The sequence below is a fragment of the Microcoleus sp. K1-B1 genome, assembly GCF_036704705.1.
Taxonomy (GTDB): domain Bacteria; phylum Cyanobacteriota; class Cyanobacteriia; order Cyanobacteriales; family Microcoleaceae; genus Microcoleus.
Map to the genome: position 1 here is coordinate 1 of NZ_JAUBSH010000116.1, position 20,035 is coordinate 20,035.

A 20,035-nucleotide genomic window follows, 5' to 3' on the forward strand; every position below is an offset into this window, starting at 1 on the left:
TTTTTGAACCAACACTCAATGGAACTGCTGCTCCATCGAATCCTTAATTAATTTACGAATGATTTGCGATCGCTATATTTGTTAGATATTACAAAAAAAGAAGTTGTGTTGCTGTGGATTTACACGCACGCAGAATTTGAGAAACGACCACCGGATAAGAATTTAAAGCATTTATTGCGCCAAATTATGGATAATTATGATGTTTCCGATGAAAGTAAAAATTTAGACGACAGTGAAGACGATGAAACTGGAAAAGACCAAGTAGGAGAAAATAAATCAAATGACAGTCAAGGTGCATAATCAAAATGCGGCTTTTATTACTTTTTGAATAACCAGGCACAACATTTATGAAACTTTACCACACTCCCATTTCCGCCAACTCCCGCCGCGTGTGGATCGCCCTCTTAGAAAAAAACCTCGACTTTGAATTGGTAGAAATCCACTTGGACGGCGATCACTTGCAGCCAGACTTTATCGCAATGAATCCTTTTCACCGCATCCCTGTTTTGGTCGATGATGACTTCACTGTCGTCGAGTCTCTGGCAATTCTTGACTATCTAGAAGCGAAGTATCCAGAACCGGCAATGCTGCCGAAAGATCCGCAAGATTTGGCAGTTGTGAGGATGGTAGAATTGGTCACGGTTAACGAACTTGCGCCGGCACTTTACCCCCTAAGCAGTGAAAAAATGGGATGGGGAATTCCCCAAGCGCAGGAAATCGCAAAGGCTAAGGAAAAAGTCGATACTGTGCTGAAATTCTTTGAAGGTTTGTTGGACGATCGCCCTTTTTTCGCTAGCAACACTGTCACCTTTGCCGAGTGCGTTGCCGGTACCGTCGTGCCTTTGCTATCTTGGGTTGGTGTGTCCCTAGACGGTTATCCTAAAATTCAAGCTTGGTGCGATCGACTGCTTGGGCGTCCCTCATGGCAGCAAACTCAATTCACCGAGGCAGATTTGGCGACTTTCGCATCTCGGAGACAAAAGTTTCTCGCACAATCTGAAGCCTCATGAACCAATCAATTGTCAAGCGATCGCTCTTTTTCCTAGCTGTTATCGCCTGCATCCAAATTTCCATCGCAGCAATGAGGCAACCCACAGCCCGATCGAACTACGAAGCAATTAACACTAAACAGTTCCTTGCCGAGCGCAAAATTACCGTCTCCAATCCCAAAGATATCGCAGTAAAACTCTTTAGCAGCGATGAAGAATCTGAAGGCCGAAAAAGCGACCAAATTTTGGTTGAATATCCCACGCGAGAAACAGCAGTAATTGTACATACAGTCATCGGTTTAGCTGACGATTCTGTTGGTGCAATGCGACACCGCATTGAGTTCAGCATTAGGCCAAATAAGTGGGAAATTGTCTGGATTGGCCGACAATCGAAGTGTAAACCAAATCGCGGACACCAAAATTGGGCAAGCGGCCGCTGTCAGTAAAAAGGTCGATCGGCTTTTTGCTTAAATTCATTCACCCCGCGTGCGTTGCCAGGAACTAAGCTAAGACTTGAGGCAACCGAGGAAAAACAGAGATCTAGGAAGATTCGCTACCGCTGACTCGCGACAGAAATAAGTTATTCCTGGGTAAGTCATTGAAGCAATCTGGGTTCTGCGTTGTTCCCTGGCTGCGCGACAATAACTTAAAACTATTTTCGGTGTCGATCGCTCTTTTAGTCAAAAAGAGCGATCGAACTCACACGTTTACTTGCACATGATCAAATTTCCCGCCGAGATGAATCCGGCCACAGGGGCTGAAATCTCAACCCAATTGCGGTTTTCTCCATTCTTATCTTTCACTAACTGGAAATTCGGCACAAGCGTTACTTGACCGTTAGCCGGTACACCGCCTTTAACAGCAGAAGTCTTTGAAGGCTCGGTGCGGATAGCTAGACCCCTCGGCGCTACGCGAGGTTCTACTTGGCGGCACAGACTTACCGGGCCCGTTGCTGGCGCTGGTGCGGGTGCGGGTGCTGGCGCTGGTGCTGGCGCTGGTGCTGGCGCTGGTGCTGGTGCTGGTGCCGGTGCTGGTGCCGGTGCTGGTGCCGGTGCTGGTGCCGGTGCTGGTGCCGGTGCTGGCGCTGGTGCTGGCGCTGGTGCAGGCGCTGGTGCCGGTGCGGGTGTTGCTGCGGGTGCAGGTGCGGGCGCTGGTGCGGGTGCTGGCGCTGGTGCTGGCGCTGGTGCCGGTGCCGGTGCCGGTGCGGGACTTGGGGAAGGAGTTTGACTAATAGTGCACGAACCTAAATTACTTTCGTCGTTGGGATAGCCGCTAGCCACATACCCTGTGACGGGAGCGGTAATTTGAATCCAGAGGCGACCGTCGGAGGCTTTAACAGAAGTAGCGCCTTGGGACAGCGTTACCTGAGTGTTAAGTCCTACCCCGCCCACTCTAGGGGATTTGGGGTCTGGGTTCTGGCGAACGGTCAAACCTTCTTTGGGAGTGACTTTGCGACAAAGGTTGCCAGCCTGGGCTATTTGAAAGGTGGCGCTATCTTCAAAGGAAATATTTTCAGCATCTTGACTGACAGTGGATGTTGATGGGGCGGCAACACCGATGGCATTCGCCTGCAAACTTCCGGCTACGATCGCGATCGCGCCCAGCACTGCAGCGGGTTTATTCCAGCAATTCAAGTTTTTCATCCGTTCAAATCCTCACTTAACCACAATCATTATCTTAATTGCAGGTCAATATAGCAAAAAAATCGATTTGTCTTCCACAAAAAAGCTTTATATAACTTTTTTATGACCGCAAGTCAATTTTTATTTATATTATTTAATGTTTGGTGAGTTGAGCGAAGACAAATAAAGCTGCTACGCCGATAAATGACTCATTATGGCAGAGCCGGGGAGGGAGAAGGCGAGAGTGTCCGATTTGGGGAATGGGAGAGCGGGAAAGTCAACAGTCAAAAGTTAACAGTTTAAATGCGGGACAGTTTGCTAGGAATCCAAGTCATGTGTTGTCCGTCAATATCTTGTCAGGTGTTCGTTAAACCATTTAGCTGTCAGTTGTTGCAGTTGAGTAATATTGTGCTGCATTTCAGGTGAATTCTTGGCCGCTTCGAGAGCGAGATGGTGCTGGAGATGCTCCCAGATTCTCAGTGACAGGCGATTGGCGCGATCGATCCCATCGTCGTAGTGGGCTGGCACAAGCCGGATACAGTTCTTTGATCGCGCTGACATAACTCCACTGTCGATCGTCCCTTACTTAAACAGGACTTACGCACTCAAGGGCGTTAAATCAAGGGTTTGAGATTGCTTCACTATTTTATATTCGGAAATAAAATCTTAGTACGTGCGTCCAGGGCTATTAATTGTGTGGCAACCAGCACCAATCGCTAGCATTGACCCGATGGCTGGCGTCAATTTGATAAAATCTTCCAAAACGGAAACTTATCGGCTTGAGGCACAGTTGTATGTTTGTGGCTAAAGTCGCCCCGCCATCAGCGACAGTTGCTGTAGCTGTTTGCAAGCGGTTTTGTTCCTGTGGAGAGAACCAGCACAAAACCTCCGAACAAAACCAGCCCGCTCAAATCAGAAACCAAATAGTTGCGCCAATTCTGATTTAATTATCTTGCTATAGCAACCGCGCTCGATGTTTATGAGGTTTTCAATTGCTGAAACTAATGCGGCATATTCCTTTGGAATGGGAGCATATTAATGATAGGAAAAATCATATTTTGGGAAGGCGATCGGGATTCGCCCACGCACAAGGAGAGGAAAAACCCAACTAATCTCGTCCCTTCTTCCTGGTTTCCCAAATAACTAAAGCCTTCTCTCTTCGAGAGTTAAAGCTTTCTTCCTTCTGCTATATAATGACCAAAGCGTTAAATATTTTTGCAGTGACAAAAACTACTAACAAAAAAAACGGCAAATCCTCTAAATATCCCTTTGACGGTCTATCTTTAGACGATCGCAATCCCGACTTCATTCAATTTTGGCTGCCATTCTGGGAATGGCTGTACCGCTACTATTTTCGCGTAGAAAGCGACGGCTGGCACCACGTCCCCGCGAGCGGAAAAATGCTCGTTGTCGGTTCTCACAACGGGGGGCTTGCCGCTCCTGATATGTTTATGTTCCTATACGAATGGTTCCGCAGGTACGGCACGGAACGCTTGGCCTATGGATTGATGCACCCCACGGTTTGGGAAGTTTCTCCTGATGTTGCTAGCATGGCGGTTCAGTGTGGTGCTCTCAAGGCGCATCCGAAAATGGCGATCGCAGCTTTGCGAAAAAATGCCCCAGTTCTCGTCTATCCGGGCGGCGCCCAAGATGTTTTTCGCCCCCACCACTTGCGCGATCGAATCTACTTTGCTGGACGCAAGGGATTTATCAAATTAGCATTGCGAGAAGAAGTGCCAATTGTACCAATTATATCACACGGTGCCCACGATACTTTGATAGTGTTGGCAGATTTGTACGAACAAGTAAAGCAATTGCACGAATGGGGAATGCCGTGGTTGTTGGGCATCGATCCGGTGGTATTTCCGGTGTATTTGGGATTGCCTTGGGGATTGAGTATTGGGCCTTTGCCAAACCTACCTTTACCCGTGCAAATTCGGACTCGCGTGTGCGAACCGATTGTATTTGAGAGGTATGGTTCGGAGGCGGCGCGCGATCGCGATTATGTTGATGCTTGTTTCGAGCGAGTTACCACTCAAATGCAAGAACAATTAGATTGTTTGGTTGGCAAGTAACAATTGCACAACTCTATATTATTCTCTGCAGCAGAAACCGATTTTTTTTTCAACAATATAGCGTGAATCGCGAGGGATATGGGTAAAAAAACTGGTTTCTTGACTCTTGTGGGTAAGTCGTGACTGCAAACCTTTTTTGAAATAAATCAAATGATTTATTTCAAAAACCCACAATTGCGGTACTAAATCGGATTTTACCCATCTTAATTACGTGAAATACCCGAAAACCGCAGTCGCCAAATTGATCCTTTTTATCATGCAGGTTGTAGCGGACATCATATCAGGTTAAATCAACGCAGATGAATAGGATTTCATCGGCCTTTATCTTCCTTACTCGGTGGGGAAAAAATAGAATTGGCAAAACTAACTTGATTCTGTATAAACTCTCGCTCTTAATTCTGCCTTCTGCCGAACAGTGACTAATTGCCCGATCGCCTTAAGCGCAATACTGGGATGAAAAAGTACAGCCGGCGACTCAATCATGTGCAGAACTTCCAAAAATGCTTGACAAACTTTAGCATCTCCGACTAGCACTTTTAACACCAGATCCATGTAATCAATTGTCAACCGCGTAGCAAGGTTTAGTTTTGCACCTGTACTTCCGGGATAGCGAGAATCTTGACTGATGGCAAACATCCAAGGAATAGTGTGTAATTTTGCTAGTTTTTGTTGAAATTGTCGCGCAAAGCCTGTTAAATCGCCTTCTGGATACCGCTCTCTTTGCTTTTGCAAACATTCATCTAGCATCTGAGCATCCAGTGCAGCAACGGTCATTCCTTGGCCATAAACTGGGTTGAAAGCGCAAACTGCATGACCGATAACTGCCAAATTTTTAGGATAACGGGAGAGGCGATCGTAGTGGCGCAAACGGTTTTCTGTACCTCGATAACTATAAATAGGTGTGATGGCTTCTGCGTCTTTAATCGCATGATAAATTGTCAGGGTTGGCAGACTGCGCGCAAATTCTAGAAAACCTGCTTCGTCTGTGGGGGGATAATCGCGATCGCCCCCGGCGAAACCCACCAGCCAGCGATTGCCTTCGATCGGGAAAAGTGCAGCGCCACGGGTGCGGAACGGCGGCCCTGGTGATACAAATACTGGCGCTGTTTCTGACAATTTACCGCTGCATTTATAGATACGGGTGGCATAGCCGACAAAAGCATTGATAACGGTTTCTTGCGGAGGTTCCCAGCCCAAACTTTTCAACCATTGAGGTGTTTTGGAAACTTTGCCACCAGCATCAACTACTAAATCTGCATACAAATTCTCTGCATGAATGTTTGCTGGGTTTTGACGATCGCGAAAACGCACCGACACGCCAGTAACCTCCGCGTGCGAGGCATTCGCCAGCAACCCCGTTACTGTACCTCCTTCGAGGAAATGTACATTCGTATTTTCAGCCAAGCGGCGGCGAATTTGCCAATCAAGTAAATCCCGACTGAACAAAATTAAATTATTTAGATCCGGGCTAAATTGCGGGGCCCAACCCGCCGGACTAAACCACCCGATCGACCTCGGATCTAAACTAGGAGCACCAGCAGCTATCAGTTCGTTTTCCCAGCCGGGAAACAACTCTTCTAGGATGATTTTCCCTCGATTAAAAAGGATGTGAAGATGACGAGATTGAGGAATACCGGGGCGAGGTGCGGGTTTTTCTGGAAAAAAATCTCGTTCAACAATACTTACTCGGTCGAAGTGTTTTGCTAATACTCTAGAGGCCAACAGTCCTGCTAAACTGCCGCCAATAATAATTGCATGACTTTCTCGCTGCACTATCGAATCCCTTCAAAGCTAATTTGCTATGGCATTGGTTGATGAATTGTAAACAATTTGTCTGGGCTTCTGTGCCGACTCTTAATATCGATCGACCACAGATTCTCCTCTGCGATTATTTTAATCAGACTTACATACCACAAATATTCCTAAAGTGACAGCCGGCCGCAGACATATTTCTACACTTCCAACTGTAGGGGGATGCTTTAGCTCGACAATAAGGCGATGCTTGCCATTGGGGGCATGAGTCTAAAACTATACATTAGTTAACTTGCGCCAATGAGCGCGCGCACCCACTCCTTAACGAGGAATATACTATGTATCAAAATTTGCCAATAAATCCACAACTGTATAACATCGGGTTCTGGCTGGCCCAAGTGCCAGTAGACCAGACTACAACAACAAACAGAGTAGAAGACGCAGCACTCCTCTATTCCGGGCCACAATTTTTTATCGCCTTGATAGCTGGAGTGGTACTCGCCTGCGCTTTCCAACTTTTGCTAACAAATTTATCAGTAGCAGCCGGCCTTTCGTACATGGGACAATCCCACGACGACGACCACCACTCGGATAGCGGCAGCCCCCCAGTCCGCCATATCGGCAGAAAAGTAGGCACTTGGACGCTAATTACCGTCACCATCGCCCTATTCTTTGCTTGCTTGCTAGCAGTTAAGCTCAGCTTGATTAGCAGTCCCGGTTTAGGTGCGATCGTCGGTTTAGTCGTGTGGGCAACCTATTTCTCAATGCTTGTTTGGGTGAGTTCCACCACCGTCGGTTCCTTGATCGGTTCCGTCGTCAACAGCGCCACAGCAGGCTTTCAAGCCATTGTCGGCACCGCAGCCTCGGCCATCGGCGCAAAAGCAGCCAGCAACCAAGTCGTCGCCACAGCCAAAGCAGCAGCAGCAGCAGTGGGCCATGAACTGGGTAGCGCGATCGACCCCACAAGCTTGCGCGAAAACGTCGAAGACTACATCCAAAGCCTCAAACCGCCAGAATTAGACATCAAAGGGATGCGTAGCGAGTTTGAAAAATTGCTTAATGATCCGCAACTAAAAACCATTGCAGCCGAAAATTTGCCGAATCTCGATCGGCAAACTCTCGTAGATTTAGTAAGTTCGCGATCGGACTTATCAAAACGCGACGTAAACCGGATTGTAGACCAACTTCAAGATGCTTGGAAACAAGTAGGAAAACAAGGGCAGCAATCAGACGGCATCGCTCAATTAGTAGACTATCTCAAATCTGCAAAATCGGGAGATTTGGTCTCAGATAAATTGGCAAGTAGGGTAGAAAAAGCCCTCAGCAATCTGGGCGGTCAAAATTCCGGAGAAAGCCCGACTATGATGTCCCAAGCAACGACAATGGCAGTCAATGCTTTAATGGGAATAGTATTGGGTCGCACGGATATTTCTGACTTGGATCTGGAAAAAGTAGTCGGTCAGCTCAAAGAAGCTAAGGATAAAGTTACCCAGCAAACTGATAAAATTACCGCTCAAGTCAAAGGCGAACCCGTAACATACAGCCCAATTCGTGCGGACGTAGAAAACTATCTACTCAACACTTATTCGTGGCAGATGAACCCCCAAGCCATCGAGCGCGAATTTCGCGACGTTCTCTACGATCCTACAGCCGATCCGGGAACAGTGCGCCGCGAATTAGAAAAACTAAAACAGTCTAATTTTGCGGAAATCCTGGCCAGTCGAGGCGTTTTTACCCAAGACAAAATTAAAGAAATTTCCCAGGAATTAGAAGCAATTAGACAGCGAGTTTTACAAACCGTTATTTTTGCCGAGGAGCAAGAAAAATCTCGCGATTTGCAGTGGCGGGTAGAAACTTATTTGAAGCTGACGCCGAAAGAGGAACTGACAGCAGCAGGTATCGGGAGCGATTTCAAAAAAATATTAGAGGATTCCGATGCTAGTTACGAACAGTTGCGCGCGAGGCTTTCTCCTTACACGCGCGACAGTTTTGTGCAAATTCTCCGAGGTCGCGAAAACTTCGGGTTCCAGGAAGTAGAACAGATTGTTCAAGAGTTAGAAAGGACGCGAGATGTAGTTTTAGCAGATGCTAAAGGTCTGCAAGAAGCAGCGCAAGTCCGACTAGATAACCAGTGGCAAAGAGTGCAAGAATACTTGAAGTCTACGGGCAAAGAAGAACTCAATCCCGAAGGCATCAAGCGCGATTTGAAAACGCTGCTGGACAACCCGGAAGCAGGAATGTGGGCGCTGAGAGCTAGAGCTTCTAGGTTCGATCGCCAAACTTTGGTAAAATTGCTATCTCAGCGGAAAGACCTCAGCGAAGACCAAGTAAATCAGCTTCTCGACAGCGCCGAAGAAACTTGGCACGGCGCGCTGCATGCGCCACAAAAGTTGGCCGAAAAAGCTAAGGATCAGTACGACCAAACCACCACCGCCCTTGCAGATTACCTCCGCAATACTGGCAAATCAGAACTCAATCCTGAAGGGATTAAGCGGGATTTGACAAAACTGCTGGAAAATCCTAAAGAAGGAGCTTTAGCGCTGCGCGGCCGCCTGTCTCAAGTCGATCGCGATACTTTGGTAAAACTGCTTTCTCAGAGACAAGATTTGAGCGAGGAACAAGTCAATCAAATTATCGACCAAGTGCAGGAAACCCTTGGCTCGATAGTGAAAGCGCCGCGCCGTTTGGCAAAACGGGTGCAAAGCCAAGTGCACGATTTTCAGAGTGTTTTAGAAGATTATTTGCGTAATACGGGCAAGGATGAATTAAATCCCGAAGCCATCAAGCGCGACTTGCAACTGCTGCTGCATGACCCGAAAGTCGGTGCTTACAGTTTGGGCGAGCGCTTGTCGCACATCGATCGAGCTACAGTTGTTTCTCTGCTGTCTCAGCGGCCGGATATTTCTGAAGCAGAAGCCAATCGCATTGTCGATGGAATTTTGTCGGTGCGCGATGAGTTCGCACTGCAAATTCAGAAAATACAGGAGGGTATTCAGTCGGTAATTGACGGGATTCTCGGAAAAATTCGGGATTACCTCAATTCGCTCGATCGCCCTGAACTAAATTACGAAGGCATTACGCGGGACGTGCGGAAGTTATTTGACGATCCGCAAGCCGGATTTGATGCTTTGCGCGATCGGCTTGGTCATTTCAACCGCGATACTTTAGTAGCATTAATTAGTTCTCGCGATGACATTTCCGAAGCAGATGCCAACCGCTTGATCGACCAAATTGAAAGAAGCCGCAACACCGTCTTGCAAAGAGCAGAACGCTTGCAGCAAGAGGCGCAGCTTCGCCTCGAAAGCATCAAAGTGCAAGCCGAAAAACAAGCCGAAGAAACCAGGAAAGCAGCAGAAGTTGCCTCTTGGTGGCTGTTTTTCACCGCTCTTACTTCGGCAGCAGCAGCAGCCGGCGCCGGTGCTTTAGCCGTCATCCGATAAAAAAGACTTTAGTTGCGATCGGATTGCAGATAGTGCCTGATATGAGTTTATACTGATATCAGGCACTAATGTTAGCAAAGGATTTGATCGGGGAGTGGGAACGGGTGTATTTAATTTTTTGGTATTGTTTAAGGTTATTGGTAAGCCCGCTCCTATCGTTTTTTTGAAGATGGTAAAAACTGTAAATTTATCCATCTTAATTAGCAGTTTTGATTCATTCAAAATAGATAAGTGAAAATCTTAATTTGGGGATTTCCTGATTTTCTATTTTATTTGCAGGTGTAAACTAAAAGTCTGCGGATATTAATTACCTCTGCTAGAGCAATTTTTTTCAGTTATGAACGTGATTCAGGCTTTGACGCTGGATTTGCTTTTCGGTTCCTTCCACAACTCCTGGAAGGATTGCTAGAGAACGAACGACAAAAATCCAAAAAGCTGCTGGAATGATAAGCTTTTTGCGCGCAAAACTCGACGCGCCAGTCCGCTGTCTGCTCAATATTTTTTAGGTACAATAATACTTAGGGTTCTCAACCCCGCACGCCTGTTATACCAACCGCCCGCCTCCCTGGCTGCGTCAGTATCAAACGCGAACTGTTTTGAGTTCGATCGGCGGTTTATTTTGAAGATGCCGATCGTCAGGTTATAACTTGTAGGTCATAGGTTGTGCATAATATGGAACTAAAGCTGTGAAAATACTACACTGACTGTGGGGGGCAACATACCGGATACCTTGGAACTACCAAGGGCTTTGCTTTCGTCAGCCCAGAAAAGTCCAAACACGCAGGCCCTGCGATCGCCAATGCTAAACAACCTACGTTTCAAACCTCTCCTGGCTAGTTGCCTAGTAGCACCGTGAGGAGGGCGACGCCATGCAACTCCGAAAAAAAACACTATTAATCATCGGTGCAGCGCTAATCAGCCTGATTGTGGTTCTCTATGCCACTGCATCAACTATTTTGCTGCATGATTTTCACAACCTGGAGGCACAGTACGTCCGCCAGGATGTCGCACGGGCTTTGGACGCATTAGATGATGACTTGTCGAATTTAGACACCAGCGCCCAAGATTACGCCGAGTGGGACGATACTTACTCTTTCGTCGAAACACGGAACGAAAATTTTGTCAAGTCAAATTTCGTCGATTCGACATTTATTTACTTGAGACTAAACTTCTTGGTGCTGCTTGACTCCAACGGTAAGACGATCTTCAGCAAAGGTTTCGACCTTAAATCCCAAACAGAAATCCCGATTCCCGAAAGCTTAAAACAGCACTTGACCGAGGCGCTACTAGACACATCGACAGTCGAGGGCGATCGCCCCGCCGCCAAAACAGGCGTCCTCACCCTGCCAGAAGCCAGACTGCTGATTGCCGCCAAGCCCATCTTCAACAGCAACGCCCAAGGCCCGTCGCGGGGAACGCTGATCTTGGGACGCTACCTCGATAGCAGCGAAATCGGTTTGCTTTCAGAACTGACTCACCTCTCAGTCGATTTTAGATTGCCGAGTTTAGATTTTAAAGTGGGAGCCGCGAACTACTCCGGGCACAGCGCCAAGGCCCTGGCTCGATCGAGGCAGGAGTTGGAAAATGTCAAACTCAAAATTTCCAATCTCAAATCAGTAGAAATTTTAGTCGAGCCACTCAGCGACACCTTAGTCGCAGGATACGCCCTGATTCGGGACATCCACGGCAACCTAGCGCTGCTGCTGCGAGTAGAGACAGATCGCATCATCTACGGCCAAGGTCAGGCTACCTTGGAGCTGTTTACCTTATCAATACTGGCAGTAGGTTTAATATTTAGCGCCATCACCCTGCTGTTGCTAGAAAAATTAGTCTTGGCGAGATTGGCTTCCTTGAGCACCAGCGTCAGCAACATCGCAGCCAACGGCGATCCAAGCTTGAGAGTTCCTATGGCCGGAGAAGATGAACTCGCAAGCTTGGCCGACGCCATCAACCGAATGCTAGAAGCATTGGGCAATTCTCAAGTCGAACGTAATGAAAGCGAAGACCGCTATCGGTTGATGGCCGAAAACTCAACCGACATGATCACCAGACACGACCCCAAAGGCGTGTTTCTTTACGTGTCACCCGCCAGCAGGGCTTTGTTGGGATACGAACCTTCGGAACTCATCGGCCGCGTCCCCAACAATTATTTTCACCCCGATGATTTAGAAACCATTGCCAAAGCTCACTGGAAAGTCCTGGCACTCCCAGTTACTTATACCGTCAGCTACCGCATCCGCCGCAAAGACGGCAAATACATTTGGTTTGAAACCACCGGCCGCACGATCAGTGATCCCAAAACCGGCGAAGTCCAAGAAATTATCGGCATTTCCCGCGACATCAGCGTGCGGAAGCAAACAGAACAAGAACTGCGAGAAAGCGAAGCTGCCATCAAAGCTTTGTACCAAGTGACTTCTGCTCCCCGTACAGACCCGCTCAACCACCTCTCTACCTTTGATTTGCGACTCCAAGAACTGCTGGGAATGGGATGTCGGCATTTAGGCTTGTCCGTGGGAATTTTGTCCTGCATTCAAGGCGACAACTATCAAATAATGGCTGTTGAGTGTCCCGACGGGTCGATCGTCAAAGACCAAATCTATGATCTGGAAAAAACTTTCTGCGTCGCTACGTCAATGGCAAAAGAACCGATTTACTTTGAGTCGGTAAGATTTTCGGGTTTTTCCTTCAACACGCACGATCGAGCCTTCCCAATCGAAGCTTACATGGGCATTCCCGTCACTGTGGCAGGTGAAGTCTACGGCACTCTGTGCTTCTTTTCTCCGACTCCTGTGACAGAACCGTTCCGAGCTGTAGACAGAGAGTTGATGAAACTGATGGCTCAGTGGGTAGGAAGCGAACTCGAACGCCAGCAAACCGACGTAGATTTGGCAAAAGCTCGCGATCAAGCACTGGCGGCTACTAGAGCCAAAAGCGAATTTTTAGCCACCATGAGCCACGAAATTCGGACTCCGATGAATGGAGTCATCGGCATGACCGGTTTGCTGCTGGATACCCCCTTAACTCGCGAACAGCGCGATTTTGTAGAAACTATCCGCAGCAGTGGCGATGCCTTGCTGACGCTGATCAACGATATTCTAGATTTCTCGAAAATTGAGTCGGGCAAATTGGACTTGGAGGAACATCCGTTTGACATCCGCACTTGCATTGAGGAATCTCTAGACTTGGTAGCTGCTAAGGCTGCAGAAAAAAAACTGGAAGTGGGTTACTTGATCGATCGTACAGTACCGGCAACGGCGATCGGCGATAGCACTCGCTTGAGGCAAATTTTAATCAACTTGCTCAGTAATGCGGTTAAATTTACCGACGCTGGAGAAGTGGTGGTTTCGGTGACGGCCAAAAAGATTTCAGTGCCGGCGGCTAACGCTAAAGAACCGCCATTAATTGCTGGCGAACCGGTAGCAATTAACCCAGCATACGAAATACATTTTGCGGTCAAAGATACCGGTATCGGCATTCCGAGCGATCGCATGGATCGGCTATTTAAATCTTTCAGCCAGGTGGATTCTTCAACGAGCCGGCAGTACGGCGGTACCGGATTGGGTTTGGCAATTAGCAAGCGTTTGGCCGAAATGATGGGCGGCCGGATGTGGGTGGAAAGTATGGGTAGTGTCGCGGGCAATCCTCCTGCCGATTTTAGATCATCGGCAGTTTTTGATTTGGGATGGGCAGAATCTTGCGAAATTGCCGAAAAATATGGCTATGGGAAATCTGTACTCAGCAACAAGCCGATCGGCCAAAATACGAAATCCGTTGGCTCTACTTTTTATTTTAGTACGATCGTTTCTGGCTGCAAGAATTCCTTACCACTTAACTTAAGCAATTCTCAACCTGAATTAGCTGGCAAGCGAGTCTTAATTGTCGATGACAATGCTACCAACCGCAGAATTTTGACTCTCCAAGCTCAGTCTTGGGGAATGGTGGCTAGGGCTTCAGCTTCGGCTCGTTTGGCTTTAGATTGGCTGGCTGCTAAAGAGATGTTTGACTTGGCAGTTTTGGATATGCAAATGCCGGAAATGGACGGGTTGGCTTTAGCGGCGCAAATTCGCCGGTATCCTGATTGCGAAAAGTTGCCGTTAGTGATGCTAACTTCGATCGGCAGGCAAGAAATTAACCCCCCTTCTATGGAGATGGATTTTGCTGCTTTTTTGAATAAACCCATCAAACAATCTCAGCTTTACAATGTTTTAATCAATATTTTTGGAGAACAGACAACTGAATTTAAAGGGCAACGCACTAGCGGGTCTTTCTTGCAAAGCATACCCGTGTTGGCAGAGAACTTACCCCTGCGGATTCTGTTGGCTGACGATCATTTGGTGAATCAGAAGGTGGCTTTGCAAATTTTACAGCGGATGGGGTATCGCGCGGATGTGGCGGGAAACGGTATCGAAGTGCTCGAAGCTTTGCGCCGCCAGCCTTACGATGTGGTGCTGATGGATGTGCAAATGCCGGAAATGGACGGACTGGAAACTACCCGTCGCATCCGGGAGCAATTTTCAGCAGATTTAACTTTAGAAAATCCCACGGGAGAATCAGAGGTTTCCGCAACTGATGAGCAATCTAATAATCTAGACTGGACTAAAAATCCCACGGGAGAATCAGAAGTTTCCGCAACTGATGAGCAATCTAATAATCGAAAATCCCGAATCCAAAATCCCAAATTGGCGGATGAGGAATCTAACAATCGAAAATCGAAAATCGAAAATCCCAAATCGACTGAGGAATCTAACAATCGAAAATCGAAAATCGAAAATCGAAAATCGACGAGACCTTGGATTGTGGCGATGACGGCAAATGCGATGCAGGGCGATCGCGAAGAGTGTATGGCTGCGGGGATGGACGACTATTTGAGCAAGCCGATCGCAATCGATCAGTTGGTGCGAGCTTTGATAGCGTGTAAATCTCGATCGAACTCTGCATTCGATCGTCTGCAGCCGATCGTTTGTTTGGATGCCCAGGCGGAACATATAGAAGGAACGAGTGAATTACAACTGCGATCGAATGTGGCTGTTGCGGGAAATCCACAACTGACAATTTCCAATTCGCACGCAGTCGTCGATGGTGGTGCATCAAATCTCGATCGGGCTTTGTCAGAGAGCCACGACTCCCTAAGTCCCAAGATTATAGAGGGACTGCGAGAAGTGGAAGCTTTGGACGAGGCGATCGAGATTTACCTCGAAACAGCTCCCGAACTGCTGCGAGGCATCTCTATGGCTCTGTGCAACGCCGATCCGCTGGCTTTGCGGCGATCGGCTCACTCTTTAAAGTCGATTAGCGGTACTCTTGGTGCTTTTCGCTTGTTTGAGCTGTGCGAGGAACTCGAAATCATGGGCCGCATCGGCACAAATGCTAACCAGCCTTTACCTGATCCGGCCTGCGCGCTTTTAGAAGAGGTTGAGGCCGAGTATCAAAGAGTCGAAACGGCGTTGAAAATAGAAAGACTCTACAGCGATACAATCACAGAATAATTAACAAGTGATAACTAACTCTTTGAAGCGAAACAGATATCATGGATAACAATCTAGTTGCTAAGACAGTATTTTTTTCAGTATTAGTACCTGGTGCTTTGTACATTGCTTACGCCGCGAAAGTAGCCCTCAATCTCAACCTTGATATATTCGGTGCAGGTCACACCCCTGCTAAATTAGAAGAAATATCCGGTGGAATCATTAAGTGTAAGTGGTTCCCTAATTCCCACCACTGCCCCGGAAATAATCGTGTTAAATAATCACGGACGCATCAAAACCCAATAAACCAGGCTTTTCGGGGGGGGTGCATCTCAATTTTGTAAAAGCGAACCATTCCGGCAGATAATTTATTAGCGATTACCATAGATTTACTGCCGGAATGCTTCGCCCCTACGAATATATTTGCAAAAATGAAATGCACCCTGGCGGGCTTTGAGCCTGATTAAACTTCTCCAATTTCAGGTGCAATTTCTGGATCTACTTGTTCAAAATTCACTTTATTATAGATATCTGCCACAGCAATTTCAAAGGAGACTGAAGCAAGCGCGATCGTCTCATCCAATTCATTGTACTCAGCAAACGACCATCGCTTATCATCCGTCTTAGAAAAATGTTCGATATATCTCCGATTTTGGTCGATCAATAAGTATTCTTCAAGAGTGGGAATTGTGCGGTATCCCTCAAACTTTTTGCTGCGATCGTATCCTTTAGTTGAAGCTGACAAAACCTCAAGAATTACCCTGGAATTGGTAATCGTATCGGTGCGGTTATTATAATACTCCGGCTTCCCACATACTACCATCACATCGGGATAAGTATAGATGCGCTTCTTGGGTATCCACAAGCGGACATCGCTCATGAAAACTCGATAGTCTAGTTTTTTGAACGCAAAATTTAGTTCGGTACTGAAGTTGAGCGCTATTTGATTGTGATTTGTAGAGCCACCGGCCATAGGAAATATTTCACCGTCAATGTATTCGCTTTTGTAGTCCGCAGCTTCTTCTAGTGCTAGATATTCCTCGGTCGAGTAGTATCGTTGTTCAGTAAGTTGCATAGTTCTATTAGAGAGCATTTAACTGAGGCTTTTGTTTAGTGTAACATTTTTGGGTAAGCTTTTTAAGGTTGAGTTTGTGTAGGGAGTTTTTGAGATTGTTGGTTTCTCACAGATATTGCACCATTCTCGCTTAACGGGCTAGAAGCCCGTTCCACAAAGAGTGGATTTCTTGTGGAATGGGCTTCTAGCCCGTTCCTAAATAGCTAATTGAGAATGGTGCAATATCTCAGTTTCTCATATAGATAGTTAATGAAACCCGCACCTAGGGTAATTTTTGGCTACACTAGCGCTTATTTTCGAGTTACCAAAACCCAATCGTCCGCTGTTTTCACAATCTCAGCATTCCGCAAGCCTAAATGTTTTAAAACTGGTTTTTCTAACAGAAAATAAGGTTGAGGAAGAGTTTGCCATTTCTGTTTGAGCGTCGGCGCATCGGCGACAATAACTTGGCGTTGACTATAAAAATTCAGCGATGGACGGCCCAAGCGGTGAGAAGTAAACACCTGTTGACCGGCCGGAGTTCCTGTGCGGACAATTTCGGCGATCGGCTTAACCGGATAATCCTCCGCCAGTTCCCAAACCCAGTTATCTGAACCCACCAATACCAACAGTGTCAGGTAAGTTCCCCAAATTAAAACTAATATAAACTGCCGATCTTTGCGGTGGAGCAACACGGCCGCCAGTGTCATTGTCAAACCTACAAACATCAGCATTAACTGCAAATCTCGCTCGATAGGCACAATGTATTTCCCAATTTGCACTAAACCACTGAAGTAAATGCAGCCGACAAAACCAACTACAGCCAGCACTGCGAAAATTGCGGGATGAGGCAACAAAGAAATAGCATCAAAATGTTCTTCTGCTTGCTCTTTGACTGGTTCTGGCGGCAGCCACAGTTGCTCCCAAACTTCAGCGAGATAACTGCCAACGGCAAGAGCAAAAGCTGGATAAATTGGCAAAACATACCACGGCAATTTAGTAGTCATCACAGAAATAGCCAGCAGATATACTCCAGTCCAAATCAATACTAATTTTGGCCCGGCAAAACTGCGATTTTCCCAACTCAAACGCAGCCCTTGTAGCCAAAATAACTGCCACGGCGAAGCTAATTTTAAAATTTCTAAAAGATAATACCAGGGCGGGCCTCTGTGACTGCTCACAGGTTCCGAAATGCGCCGGAAAGATTCGTTTACTAAATTAGCGTGGATGAAATATTGGCCGTAGTGCAGCCATTGGGCAAAATACCAAGCAGCTACTGGCAATGTTCCGATCGCCAATCCGCCCCAAAGATACCTAGAAGTGAGGAGTCGCGGGGTATCCCAAACCAAAAAAATACAGCCCATCCCAGCCAGCAGCAGCCCCAACATGACGCCCTTAGTCAGGCAAATGAGTCCGAACCCAATCCCCGCGCCCAAAGCGTAGCGCAAATCCCGGCGCGATCGCAGCAAACACCACATCGCCCCCAGCAAAAAACACAAAACTGCTCCATCCAACATCGCCAAACGTCCATGCCGCACCACCGGTAACAGCGTCAGATACACGAGGGCAGAAAAAATGGATCTCGAACGCGCAGGAAACAACTCTCTGCCAATGGCGTAAAGCAAGGGCACTGAAGTGGCTGTCAGCATCGCTGGTACCAACCTCGCCGTCAATTCGCTGACACCGCCGACGGCAAAACACAGCCCGATTAGCCAGTGTACCAGCGGCGGTTTGTTGAAATAAGGCATTGAGTCGATCGTTGGATACAGCCAATTTAACTTGCCGCGCCAAATTTCGCGACTTACCTGCGCTGCAATGCCTTCATCCCAATCCCGCAAAGCCACGCCGCCCAGATTCAGCCCGAAAATCAGCACTGCAGCCAACAGAAAAGCCAGCATCCACACTTTGTCTGTAAAGCTGTCATTCCAGCGATTTTTCGGTTTGCGGCCCAGGAATGGAAAGATTTCTGACATAAGTTAAGAGAGTTTTGAGCGTCCCAAACTGAGGGTAAACTTAGACAGCAGTTATTTGCGACTAGGAAAATACCATGAACTTGCCTGTAATTATAGATATTATCATTGGCTTAGTCTTTATCTACCTGACTTTAAGCTTGCTAGCTTCGGAAATTCAGGAACTGATTGCTACTGTTTGGCAGTGGCGGGCGGAACATTTAAAGAAGTCGATCGAAGTGCTGATTTCTGGTGGCAGCGAAGGCGCGAAAGATCCTCTGCAATTTAAGAGAGTCGGACAGTTAGCCCATGCGATTTACGCCAATCCGATTATCAAAGATTTGAATCAGGGAGCGAAAGGGCTTTTATCAGAGGGATTCCGCTCTGTTACGCACCGCATGGGGGATTTGTACCACGGAATTACGGGTACTAAAAATGTTTTCGGCAATAAATCCAGTGGCCCTTCTTATATTCCAGCCGAGTGTTTTTCTGCTAGTCTTTTGGAGACTTTAAAGGTTTCTAGTTTGCTCAGCTCTATCTCTAAAACCCGATTGGAAAGATTTAAAGATTTACAATTGTCACAAATTCAACAGATTGGAGAAAATCTGAGTTTGCCGGATGCTACTAAACCGATTATTGAGCAAGAATTTAGGTGGCTGACTGCGGAGTTCAATCGAGTAGTTGAAGATTATCAAAACAATTTAGCAAATTTGAACAACAGCTTAGACCGGATGTCGGAAAAGCTAGGATTTTATATTAAGGATTCTCAGGTTTATCTGCCAGAAACCGAGCTGGGAGGGAGAGAATTTCAGAGGCAGATGGCATTTGTGAAGGCTCGTTTTGACAGTAAAATTGAGCGGGTGGCGCTGCTAGGGCAACTGCAACCGAGTTTCAGCAATCTGTTAAATACTGTTAAAAAAAGTCAAGATTCGGTAGCAGAAATTATGGAACTCAAAGAGGAGAGTCCAATTTATCAACAAATTCAAGAAACCTTGGACAGTATGCCAGAATCTTTGAAACGCAGCCTTTATATTTTAGCGCAGCGCGCTGAAAAAAGCGGCGGAGATACTCAAGAGCAGTTGCAGCGGTTTCAGAAAGAAATTGAAATTTGGTTTGACCAATCGATGGAGCGTGCTTCTGGTGTTTACAAGCGGAATGCTAGAGGGGTTGCGATTTTGCTCGGAACTGCGATCGCTGTCGCTGCTAATGCTGATAGCATTCATATTATTAATCGGTTGTCGAAGGATTCGATGTTGCGATCGACTGTTAATTTGTACGCTGAGCAGTTGGTGGAAAAAAATGCTAGGACTAAATTAGATAATTTAACAAGTCTGAGAAAAGTTCAAAAGGATGTAGATATAGCTTTGGATGAGGTAGCTCTGCCTTTTGGATGGAGCGAAGAGAACAGGTTAGAACGAGATAAGCAGGGGAATTTATTGTGGCCGGCTTTGATTACAAAATTGTTTGGTTGGATATTGAGCGGCGTAGCTATTTCTATGGGGGCTGCTTTTTGGTTTGAGGCACTCAACAAGATTATTAATATTCGCAATGCAGGGAAAAAACCCCCATCTTCCACAGAATCTTGATCGGTACAGTTGCGAGGCCAATCTACTAACTGTAGTTTAGACTAAAAAATCAGTGCAGCTAAAAGTAGCAGCCTTTTAGCAGAAGGCAAGCTGTTGCTCAAAA

Annotated in this window: 13 protein-coding genes; 8 read left to right on the top strand and 5 right to left on the bottom strand. The window is 46.9% G+C overall.

Annotated features, from left to right (window positions below; all coding sequences use genetic code 11):
* Positions 1-78 precede the first annotated feature (78 nt).
* The 3 genes from QUA83_RS26985 to QUA83_RS26995 are packed head-to-tail and all read left to right on the top strand — an operon-like array spanning position 79 to position 1,435.
* On the top strand, positions 79-300 hold the full coding sequence (locus tag QUA83_RS26985; RefSeq protein ID WP_333297005.1) for a hypothetical protein: 222 nt from the start codon (positions 79-81) through the stop codon (positions 298-300).
* 47 nt (positions 301-347) lie between these two features.
* Complete coding sequence (locus QUA83_RS26990) at positions 348-1,010, top strand: glutathione S-transferase family protein (RefSeq protein ID WP_333297007.1); 663 nt, start codon at positions 348-350, stop codon at positions 1,008-1,010.
* Positions 1,007-1,435, top strand: a complete 429-nt coding sequence (locus tag QUA83_RS26995; protein ID WP_333297008.1) for a hypothetical protein — start codon at positions 1,007-1,009, stop codon at positions 1,433-1,435. Before QUA83_RS26990 ends, QUA83_RS26995 begins: the two co-directional genes overlap by 4 nt.
* Positions 1,436-1,696: 261 nt before the next feature.
* Here QUA83_RS26995 and QUA83_RS27000 read toward each other — a convergent pair whose 3' ends face one another.
* Together QUA83_RS27000 and QUA83_RS27005 are read right to left on the bottom strand one after the other, a co-directional pair.
* On the bottom strand, positions 1,697-2,632 hold the full coding sequence (locus QUA83_RS27000; RefSeq protein ID WP_333297009.1) for an SH3 domain-containing protein: 936 nt from the start codon (positions 2,630-2,632) through the stop codon (positions 1,697-1,699).
* Between the two features lie 324 nt (positions 2,633-2,956).
* The gene (locus QUA83_RS27005; protein WP_333297011.1) at positions 2,957-3,172 is read right to left on the bottom strand and encodes a hypothetical protein; all 216 of its coding nucleotides are present in this window, start codon (positions 3,170-3,172) and stop codon (positions 2,957-2,959) included.
* 632 nt (positions 3,173-3,804) lie between these two features.
* On the opposite strand from QUA83_RS27005, the gene QUA83_RS27010 reads away from it, so the two are divergent.
* Positions 3,805-4,686 (top strand): lysophospholipid acyltransferase family protein, encoded by an 882-nt coding sequence (locus tag QUA83_RS27010; protein WP_333297013.1) that lies wholly within the window; start codon positions 3,805-3,807, stop codon positions 4,684-4,686.
* A gap of 363 nt (positions 4,687-5,049) precedes the next feature.
* Here the strand turns inward: QUA83_RS27010 and QUA83_RS27015 are convergent, their stop codons facing one another.
* A complete protein-coding gene (locus tag QUA83_RS27015) occupies positions 5,050-6,459 on the bottom strand; it encodes a 2-polyprenyl-6-methoxyphenol hydroxylase-like oxidoreductase (RefSeq protein WP_333297014.1) in 1,410 nt (469 codons plus the stop codon).
* Between the two features lie 317 nt (positions 6,460-6,776).
* Between QUA83_RS27015 and QUA83_RS27020 the strand changes: the two genes are divergently transcribed.
* The 3 genes from QUA83_RS27020 to QUA83_RS27030 all read left to right on the top strand — a co-directional run bounded on the left by QUA83_RS27020 (position 6,777) and on the right by QUA83_RS27030 (position 15,624).
* On the top strand, positions 6,777-9,878 hold the full coding sequence (locus tag QUA83_RS27020; protein WP_333297016.1) for an MFS transporter: 3,102 nt from the start codon (positions 6,777-6,779) through the stop codon (positions 9,876-9,878).
* Positions 9,879-10,747: 869 nt separating this feature from the next.
* Positions 10,748-15,364, top strand: coding sequence for a response regulator (locus QUA83_RS27025; RefSeq protein ID WP_333297018.1), 4,617 nt, complete (start codon positions 10,748-10,750; stop codon positions 15,362-15,364).
* A 41-nt stretch (positions 15,365-15,405) separates the two neighbouring features.
* Positions 15,406-15,624: a hypothetical protein gene (locus QUA83_RS27030; RefSeq protein ID WP_333052985.1), complete on the top strand. Its 219-nt coding sequence runs from the start codon at positions 15,406-15,408 to the stop codon at positions 15,622-15,624.
* A gap of 182 nt (positions 15,625-15,806) precedes the next feature.
* On the opposite strand, the gene QUA83_RS27035 is transcribed toward QUA83_RS27030, so the two are convergent.
* Together QUA83_RS27035 and QUA83_RS27040 are read right to left on the bottom strand one after the other, a co-directional pair.
* Entirely contained in the window at positions 15,807-16,418 is a 612-nt protein-coding gene (locus QUA83_RS27035; RefSeq protein ID WP_333297020.1) for a Uma2 family endonuclease, read from the bottom strand.
* A 290-nt stretch (positions 16,419-16,708) separates the two neighbouring features.
* Positions 16,709-18,370 carry a glycosyltransferase family 39 protein gene (locus QUA83_RS27040; protein WP_333297022.1) on the bottom strand — a complete coding sequence of 554 codons (1,662 nt, stop codon included), beginning with the start codon at positions 18,368-18,370 and terminating at the stop codon, positions 16,709-16,711.
* 74 nt (positions 18,371-18,444) lie between these two features.
* Between QUA83_RS27040 and QUA83_RS27045 the strand changes: the two genes are divergently transcribed.
* The gene (locus tag QUA83_RS27045) at positions 18,445-19,932 is read left to right on the top strand and encodes a hypothetical protein (RefSeq protein ID WP_333297023.1); all 1,488 of its coding nucleotides are present in this window, start codon (positions 18,445-18,447) and stop codon (positions 19,930-19,932) included.
* Positions 19,933-20,035: the final 103 nt, after the last annotated feature.